Genomic DNA, 7,642 nt, shown 5'->3' with positions numbered 1-7,642 from the left:
GCCGTGTCAGGCGCACGCTGCGACTGGTAGCGCACCATCTTGCGATCCGCGCCCGCAATCTCGCACGCCCGCCGTTCTGACAGCCCGAGATGGGCCTTCCTCGATCCTCTCATACCTGCTTCAGTGATCCTCGACATGACGGCGTCTGCAGATCCGTGGACGCGATTTCATGTGGGCTGGACCATGAGCGGGCGCGTTGCGATGCTGCGGCAGGCCGCAGCGTCACGGCCAGATTTGGCACCGGAGATTCACCAGATCTTGCTGGCCCAGTATAGCCCGGAGGCCATCTTCGTTCCGCTTGAGCTGGCGCCGAAATCTGGCGGCTCCGAGCTTCGCCTGATGTTAATGGGCTGGCGTGTTGGCAGTGTGGCCATGATTACGGCGGCACTTCTCGCCGTGATGGCGGTGACGCTGTTGCCCCGCGATCTCTTGCTGCTGCCCGCACTGAATGACTTGGGGCTGCCTGACTTGCAGACCCGGCCCGATCAGACCGCGAAAGAGCCCGACTCGCCGTCCAGCGGTCCGGATCATGCCGGCGATGGCACGAATGCAGAGCCCCGTGGCAATCACGGCAGCCCATCCGATGCCCAGCCTTCCGATGGTGCTGAAAATGGCGCCTCACCCGGGTCGCCCGCAGGCGGGGGTGAGGCGCCATCGGGCGAGGGCAGTCGAGGCTCCGCAGGGGGATCGTCTGGCGGGGCGGCCCAGGAGGGACAGGCCGATCAAGCCGGAGCGGAGCCGGGCGAGGATGCAAGACAGGAAGATCGAGCCGGAGCGGAGCCCGGCGAAGATGCGCGACAGTCTGCCGGGGACCGGGTATCGGATGCGTCCTCCAATTCCAACGACGAGCAGCCGACTGGCAGGGCCGAGGCGCCTGACCCGAATTCCTCCACGGATGAGGCGTCGTCCGCGGAATACGGCCCGGGTGATGGTGGGCCGGGGCCAGAGGGCCGAGCCTCACCAGATGGGGATCAGCAGGGCCAGGCTGGCGAGGATAGTGGAGCGGATTCGTCGCAGCAGGGTCAGGGTGGAGGAGAGCAAGCCTCCAATGCCTCAGATGGTTCAGGTCAAGGTGATCCGGGCGTCGGCGGAGATGGGCCTGGTCAGGAACTTGGCGGAAGCGACGACCCCGATGGGCGCGGTGACGGCACGGCAGAAGAGGGCGACGGGCAGATGATGCGCGCGCCTGCCGATCCGGACGAGGCTGGCGGACCCTCTTCAGGTTCCTCGGGGCCGACGGAACGATCTTCCGAGGGAGCGCTGGCCGGCATCACAGAGTCTACCGGCGAGCCGCCCGAAGGCGGCGAGATCATTCAGACGGAAGTGACGGCTTCCGAAGCGGACCCGGTGCGGGTAGGGCCGTTGCTAGACGGGGATATCGATGGGACGCCAGCACAGGAACTGCCACTGCGTGAGGCCGCGCGGCCACCCCAGACAGATGTGGCGCTGGAACTGACGGTGGGTGTTCCGGCAGCCCTCTTTGCCGAAGAGGGTGAGGTGCCGGACGCCGTCGAGGCGCGGCTGCTGCCGGATGCACGAACGATACCCCCCTCGCGGGAGACGCCTGGCGCGGCACGGCAGATCCTGCCCGCTTGGGTCGAGGAAATGATGAGATGACAGGAGCCGTGCCCATGGACCAGTTGACCGACCCTTCGTCCCTCGAGGCCGGCCATGTCGCCTATCTTCGCAGCATTCCAGCCGCAGTCGAGGCTTCGGACATGCATGGCATGGCCGATGTGGTGAATGCGCTCGTGGTGGCGCTGCTGACCGAAGGCCACGTCCTTTTGAAAGGCAATCCCGGCCTGGGAAAGACGGCCTTGGTCCGTGCGCTGTCATCGGCCCTCGGGCTCGGCAGTGGGGCGGTCGGGCGCGTGCAGTTCACCCCGGATCTGATGCCTGCCGACATCACCGGCACGCAGATGCCTGCGGATGACGGTTCAGGCCGGCTGGAGTTCAGTCCCGGTCCAGTCTTCTGTAGCCTTCTGCTGGCGGACGAGATCAACCGCGCGACGCCCAAGACCCAATCCGCGATGCTTGAGGCGATGGCCGAATACCAAGTCACGGTGCTCGGTCGGACCTAACCTCTGAGGCACTGGCGCGACGCGGGACGCGAGACCTATCGAACACCGTTCATGGTCATGGCGACGCAGAACCCCATCGACCAGGAAGGGACCTATGCGCTTCCAGAGGCGCAGTCGGATCGGTTCATGTTCAAAATCAATCTCTCCATGCCCGGCGCCGACGTGATGGGCAGGATCATCGCCAAGGCGTTGCGGCCTCACCCGCCGCATCAAGAACCGCCAGCGCCGCAAGCGTCCGGCCGGCGGGCCCCAAGCCGGACGCGGCTGACGGGTCGGCCATCCTTCCCATGACAACGAACGACAGGAGGTCGACATGACCGACGCGATCGATCCGGCGATCCTGCGCGCCGGGCGCTTCGACACCCGCGTCGAGATCAGCCTGCCCGATGCCGCGGCGCTTGCCACCATCCTGCGCCAGCATCTCGGAAATGACCTGCGCGAGGCAGATCTGACCGCGCTCGGGCAGATGGCTCTCGGCCTTTCGGGGGCGGATTGCGCCGCCGCCGTGCGCGCGGCGCGCGGGGCCGCCCGGCGGGAGAGACGCCCTTTGACGGTCAGGGACCTGCGCGCGGCGCTGGTGCCGGATCATCTCGCTCTGCCCCCAAACATGCGCCGCCGCGCGGCGGTTCATGAGGCCGGGCACGCCGTGGTCATGACTGCGCTCGGCGTTGGCGTGATCAAGGCTCTCCGGCTCAGCCAGAACGGAGGCGAGATGCGGCTGCGGTGGTTCGACATCGACGCGACGCGGGGGATGCTGCAGCAGCGTTGCGCGGCGCATCTCGCCGGGCGCGCGGCCGAGATCCTGCTGCTCGGTGAGGCGAGCGGCGGCGCCGGCGGCACCGACGACAGCGATCTGCACGCCGCAACCAGGCTCATGCTGCAGCGCGATCTCTGCTTCGGGCTGGGGGGCATGGGGCATCTGTCGATCGGCGCGGCCCCACCCGCGACGACGCTCCTCTCGCTGCCGGCCGCGATGCGCCGGCAGATGCAGCGCGACCTCGATCAGGCCCTCGCCCTGGCGCTGGATGTCCTCGGACGGCATCGGCCGCTCCTGGAGAGCCTCGCCCGCGATCTCGAAACGCGGGGCTTCCTGACGGAGGTCGACCTGGCACTGGCTCTGGCACCCATCGCCCGGGCAGCAGAGAGCGGTCAGGACATCCCTGATCGATCCGATGACGCTGCACCGTGAAACCGGTCAGTCGATCATACCCGGTTTGTTTCCGGTGCGTGATCGCGATGCGGGTCACCGGGCTGGCAGGGCGACCGCCGGTCATGGGAAAAACAATTTCGCATCCTCGCGGCCTCGCACCGGAGGCCGAACCGGGTCTTGCCTGCGATCGGGTGCCATGCAGCGCGCGATCCGTGGCATTTATCGACCAGGAACGGCACGGGCCGGGATCTGTCGAAGGGTCCGGCGTGATCAAGAACCTAAAAGGTCGTGCCGGAAAATGCCCGATCTTGTCCAGCATTTGCTGGGCTGGACGCCGCTATCCACAATCATCTGCGGCGGAGGGCTGGGCGGTTTCGCAGGCGGGCCGTAGAATGAGGGGGTCGCGACAGCATACGGTTGGCTGCGCGATCTCCGCAAAGAGCCGCAAGAGGATGACCTGAACAGCATCGTCTCTGCGCCTCAACGGGAAAAGTGTCAACCGGATTTGAACCAGCAACCTGCAACGGGAGAGACGATGCAGAAGAAACACCCCGCGGCCGATGTTCGGCTGATCACCAAGGCGGAGCTCTGCCGCCGCCTGGCGGCGAGCGAGGCCTCCGTCGATCGCTGGCTGCGCGCTGATCCCAGCTTTCCGCAGCCCCGCCGCTTGGGTCCCGGCTCGATCCGGTGGGTCGAAGAGGAGGTCGTGCGCTTCATCTTTGAACTGACGCACGTGGCCTACGAGGATCATGGCTTCGATCCGACCGGCACGATGGTCACGGAGGAGCTGTGAGCACGACCCGCTTCGAGGTCCGGCTGTCACCCGAGGAGGCGGAGGCCGTTCTGGCCGACATGCGCCTGCGGGGCGCCGCCAGCCGCGCGGAGCATCTGCGCGACTGCCTGCTGGCGGGCCGGGCCGGTCGCGCCGAGCGGCTGACCGAGGAGCTGGGTCAGCTGGGCCTCGTGCTGAACGACATCGCGCATGCGGTGCCCGGCGGCGGGACCGCGGCAGGGGGCGACCTCGGCCGCCTCCTCTCCGAAGGCGCGGCGCTGATGCGCCGGATCGTGCGGGACCTGAACCGCGGGGGCTGGGCGTGAGGCCGCATGTGACCTTCCATGCCTCGGTGGCGACGGTGCTGGGCTACCTGACCCAGAGCGGCAAGCCCGGCACGCTCCGCCCGCCCGAACCCATCGGCGGCACGATCCCCTGGCTGGGCCATGGCCCGACGCTCAGCCATGCGCAGCGCATGCCGCGCCCGGCGCGCCATGCGAAGAACGTCCTGCACGTGACCCTCTCGCTGCCCGACGGGTTGACGGCCAACCGCGCCGCATGGGTCGAGATGGCGCAGATCGCGATCGCCGGGCTGGGCCTGCCGCAGCGTCAGATCCCCTGGCTCGCGGTCCGGCATCGCGACACGCGATGCGATCACCTGCACCTGATGCTGATGGCCGCCACCTTCGCCGGCCGCCCGCTGTCCTTGCCCGACCTGCAGCATCGCTGCGATGAGGTGCATCGCCGCCTCTGCCGCCATCTCGGCCTGACCCCGCCGCGCTATCACCGGCCCGCGGCCGGGCCGCGCCTCGAGGTCTTCTGCCCGACCCGGCGCCTGCGCAGCGCGGACCGGCGCCGGATGGCCGCCGACATCGGCACCGCGCTGACCCACCGGCAGCCGACGGACCTGCCCGCGCTGCAGGCGGCGCTGGTGGCGTCGGGCTCTCCGGTCCGGGTGGAGGAGGTCCGCGAGGGCAGCCGCCGCCGGGTGGTGTTCAGCCTGGGGCCGACACGGCTTCCCGGCCGCGCGCTCAGCGACGAGCTCAACCGGATCAGCCTGCTGTCGATCCTCGATCACGCCAGGCAGTCCCGCCGGCTGCGGGGCCTCATCGACCAGCGCCACCTGCTGGCCTCCCTGGCGGCGGCAGATGCAGACCTGCAGCACCTCTACTAAAGGATCAGGAATGACCGACAGCACCGACCGTCCAGCAGGGGCAAGACCACGATCCTGCGCGTGGCGGTCTCGGTCTGGGGTGCGCCGGGCTTGCTGAAAAGCTGGCGCGCCACCGACAATGGCCTGGAAGGCATTGCCGCGGCGCTGAACGGCACCCTCTGCGCGCTGGACGAGATCGGCGAGGCGCCCGCGCGGACAGTATCTGAAATGGTCTATATGCTGGCCAATGGCGCCGGCAAGGCGCGGGCGGCCAAGTCGGGAGAGGCGATCCCGCATTCGCGCTGGCGAGTGCCCATGCTGTCGACGGGCGAGATGTCGATTGCCGACAAGGTCGCCGAGAACACGGCCCACGCCAAGGCAGGGCTTGGGGTGCGGCTGTTGGATATTCCCGCAGAGATATACGCCCATGGCGCTTTTGATTGTCTGCACGATGCGCCATCGGCCGCAGCGTTCGCTCAGGCGTTGAAGCAGGGTGCGGCGGCCGCTTACGGCGCTGCAGGTCCTGCCTTTGTCGAGGCCCTCCTGGCGGATCGCGAAAAGCATCTGGAGACCGTTCGGCAGGCAATGAGGCTGTTCAGGGAGAGGTCTCAATCCCGGCATTCACTGATGGGCGAGGGGCAGACCGAACGCGCGCTGACGCGCTTTGCTCTGATCGGGGCCGCAGGTGAACTTGCGACCGAGTTCGGGCTGACTGGGTGGCCTGTCGGCACGGCAGAAGCAGCCGCCCACCAGATGTTCGACCACTGGATCAACTCCCGCGGCGGCCAAGAGCCCGCCGAGAAACGCGAAGCGATCATCCGGGTGCGCGCATTCATCACGGCGCACGGCCCCAGCAGGTTCCAGCAGATGGATGGTACGAACTTGGGTCAGCCTGTCCGCGACCGTGCCGGTTACGTCAGAGATGGGGTGTACTGGTTCACGGAGGATGCATGGAAACAGATCCATGCTGGCTCGGACTGGAACCAGGCGGCGCGCTATCTGAAGGAAGCCGACTATCTGCTGCCGGGTGACGGCAAACACCTCAAGAAGCGGGTGCCCACGGGAGGCCCCCTCCGCCCGCGCCTCTACGCGGTCAGCGAGGACATCGTGGCCTACGAGTAAACCGGTGGGACAGGTGGGACAGGTGGTACTGCGCTGAAATCATTAGTTTTTTAGGCGCCTTCGGCAGGTTCATTGGTGGGACGGGTGGGACTGGGCGACCCTAATCGCTCGAGCACCTGTCCCACCTGACCAATCGGCCGCCAGCACTGTCCCACCAAAAAACACAGCTTAATCAACGCGGTCCCACCTGTCCCACCTGTCCCACCCCATTTGCAGCCCCGTGTTGATCGAAAGGAAGCCTGATGAAAAACCCTCGTGCAGATCGGATACACCCCAAGGCGGGTCAGCCACGAGATGATGTGAAACTGTCGTCGCAAGAGCAGGCCAGCATGATCGTGGCGCTGCTGGCTGATTTCTGCGAACCGGAGATGATCGACCAACTGGGCGACTACGTTCAGCATGTCGGCTTCGATCTGTCTGCGCTCGCGCGGCCGCAGGACCTGACTGCAGCCTGGCTTGGCCATTACCGGATCAGGCAGGGCGTTTACGACGTCGAGCGGGCCTTCAACGACCTCGCCACCTATCCGCCGATCGCATCGGAGATCGTCCGACAGCAGATCCTCCAGCGTAAGGTTTAGGCTGATGATCTGTGACGCATTCCCTGTTCATCTCGACAGCCGCCGCTCATGGCTCAAGGGACTTCGGGCAATTCGTGTGGACGGACAACAGATCGACATCGTCACGACGCCCTGCAACTTCGGCGGCGAACGGCGCTGGTTCCTCTGCCCAGGCTGCAACAGGCGTTGCGCCATTCTGCGCACGGGCCTGCGCTGCAACGAATGCCTCGGCGGGCGTCACGGCAGCGAATTGAACGCACCCGTGGATCGCATGAGTGCGAAGGCGCGCAAGCTGCGGCGGCGCCTGGGCCAAGAGGAACCTAACCCCACCTTCCCGATCCCGCCCAAACCGCACCGGATGCGTTGGCATACCTACATGCGCATCCGCGCGGAAATCGTCCGTCTGGAAAACGAGAACCTCAGGATCCTGACCCGAGGGTGGAATGTTCGCGGTCGGTGAGGGCGATGCGGCCAACTTCAAGGCACCGGACGCTCCATTGGCCGCCGAAATTACACCAATCATGACTATTCTGGTGTCGGGACCGACGATCAGCAGGCGACACATCGAGTAGCTGAAGCTCGCGGGGGCATGCAGCGCGGTTCCGACGTGACTGATCGTCAAAGCAATCCAAGCAGATGTCAAGCTGGGGCAGCTCCGGCCCTCTCGTGCACAAAATTGCCCCTTCCAGTTGCCGATGGTGTTGACGGGGCGTTGTTGCAGAAAGGCGGCTTGAGGCGTGACTTCCCCTTTCCCCTTTAGGTTCAGGCGACGCGGGCGACCTCGGCTGTGCCGAGGGCGTTGAAGCG

General features: G+C 66.6%; 8 protein-coding genes and 1 pseudogene. All 9 read left to right on the top strand.

The window, feature by feature from the left end:
- Positions 1-123: 123 nt before the first annotated feature.
- The 9 genes and pseudogenes from AC2SGK_RS17825 to AC2SGK_RS17785 all read left to right on the top strand — a co-directional run bounded on the left by AC2SGK_RS17825 (position 124) and on the right by AC2SGK_RS17785 (position 7,295).
- A complete protein-coding gene (locus tag AC2SGK_RS17825; protein WP_488324746.1) occupies positions 124-1,617 on the top strand; it encodes a hypothetical protein in 1,494 nt (497 codons plus the stop codon).
- Positions 1,614-2,372, top strand: a pseudogene (locus AC2SGK_RS17820) (AAA family ATPase). Before AC2SGK_RS17825 ends, AC2SGK_RS17820 begins: the two are co-directional and overlap by 4 nt.
- Positions 2,373-2,394: 22 nt before the next feature.
- Entirely contained in the window at positions 2,395-3,270 is an 876-nt protein-coding gene (locus AC2SGK_RS17815; RefSeq protein ID WP_488324745.1) for a hypothetical protein, read from the top strand.
- A 496-nt stretch (positions 3,271-3,766) separates the two neighbouring features.
- Complete coding sequence (locus tag AC2SGK_RS17810) at positions 3,767-4,024, top strand: helix-turn-helix transcriptional regulator (protein ID WP_488324744.1); 258 nt, start codon at positions 3,767-3,769, stop codon at positions 4,022-4,024.
- Positions 4,021-4,329: a hypothetical protein gene (locus tag AC2SGK_RS17805; protein ID WP_488324743.1), complete on the top strand. Its 309-nt coding sequence runs from the start codon at positions 4,021-4,023 to the stop codon at positions 4,327-4,329. The genes AC2SGK_RS17810 and AC2SGK_RS17805 overlap by 4 nt, the downstream gene beginning before the upstream one ends.
- The gene (locus tag AC2SGK_RS17800) at positions 4,326-5,177 is read left to right on the top strand and encodes a relaxase/mobilization nuclease domain-containing protein (protein WP_488324742.1); all 852 of its coding nucleotides are present in this window, start codon (positions 4,326-4,328) and stop codon (positions 5,175-5,177) included. The genes AC2SGK_RS17805 and AC2SGK_RS17800 overlap by 4 nt, the downstream gene beginning before the upstream one ends.
- Positions 5,178-5,180: 3 nt before the next feature.
- Positions 5,181-6,278: a DUF927 domain-containing protein gene (locus AC2SGK_RS17795; RefSeq protein WP_488324747.1), complete on the top strand. Its 1,098-nt coding sequence runs from the start codon at positions 5,181-5,183 to the stop codon at positions 6,276-6,278.
- Positions 6,279-6,520: 242 nt separating this feature from the next.
- On the top strand, positions 6,521-6,856 hold the full coding sequence (locus tag AC2SGK_RS17790) for a hypothetical protein (protein ID WP_488324741.1): 336 nt from the start codon (positions 6,521-6,523) through the stop codon (positions 6,854-6,856).
- Positions 6,857-6,860: 4 nt separating this feature from the next.
- The gene (locus tag AC2SGK_RS17785) at positions 6,861-7,295 is read left to right on the top strand and encodes a hypothetical protein (protein ID WP_488324740.1); all 435 of its coding nucleotides are present in this window, start codon (positions 6,861-6,863) and stop codon (positions 7,293-7,295) included.
- Positions 7,296-7,642: the final 347 nt, after the last annotated feature.

Source organism: Paracoccus sp. NIOT.M2S5SZ12, assembly GCF_057748165.1.
This window is presented reverse-complemented; position numbering and strand designations above follow the sequence as displayed.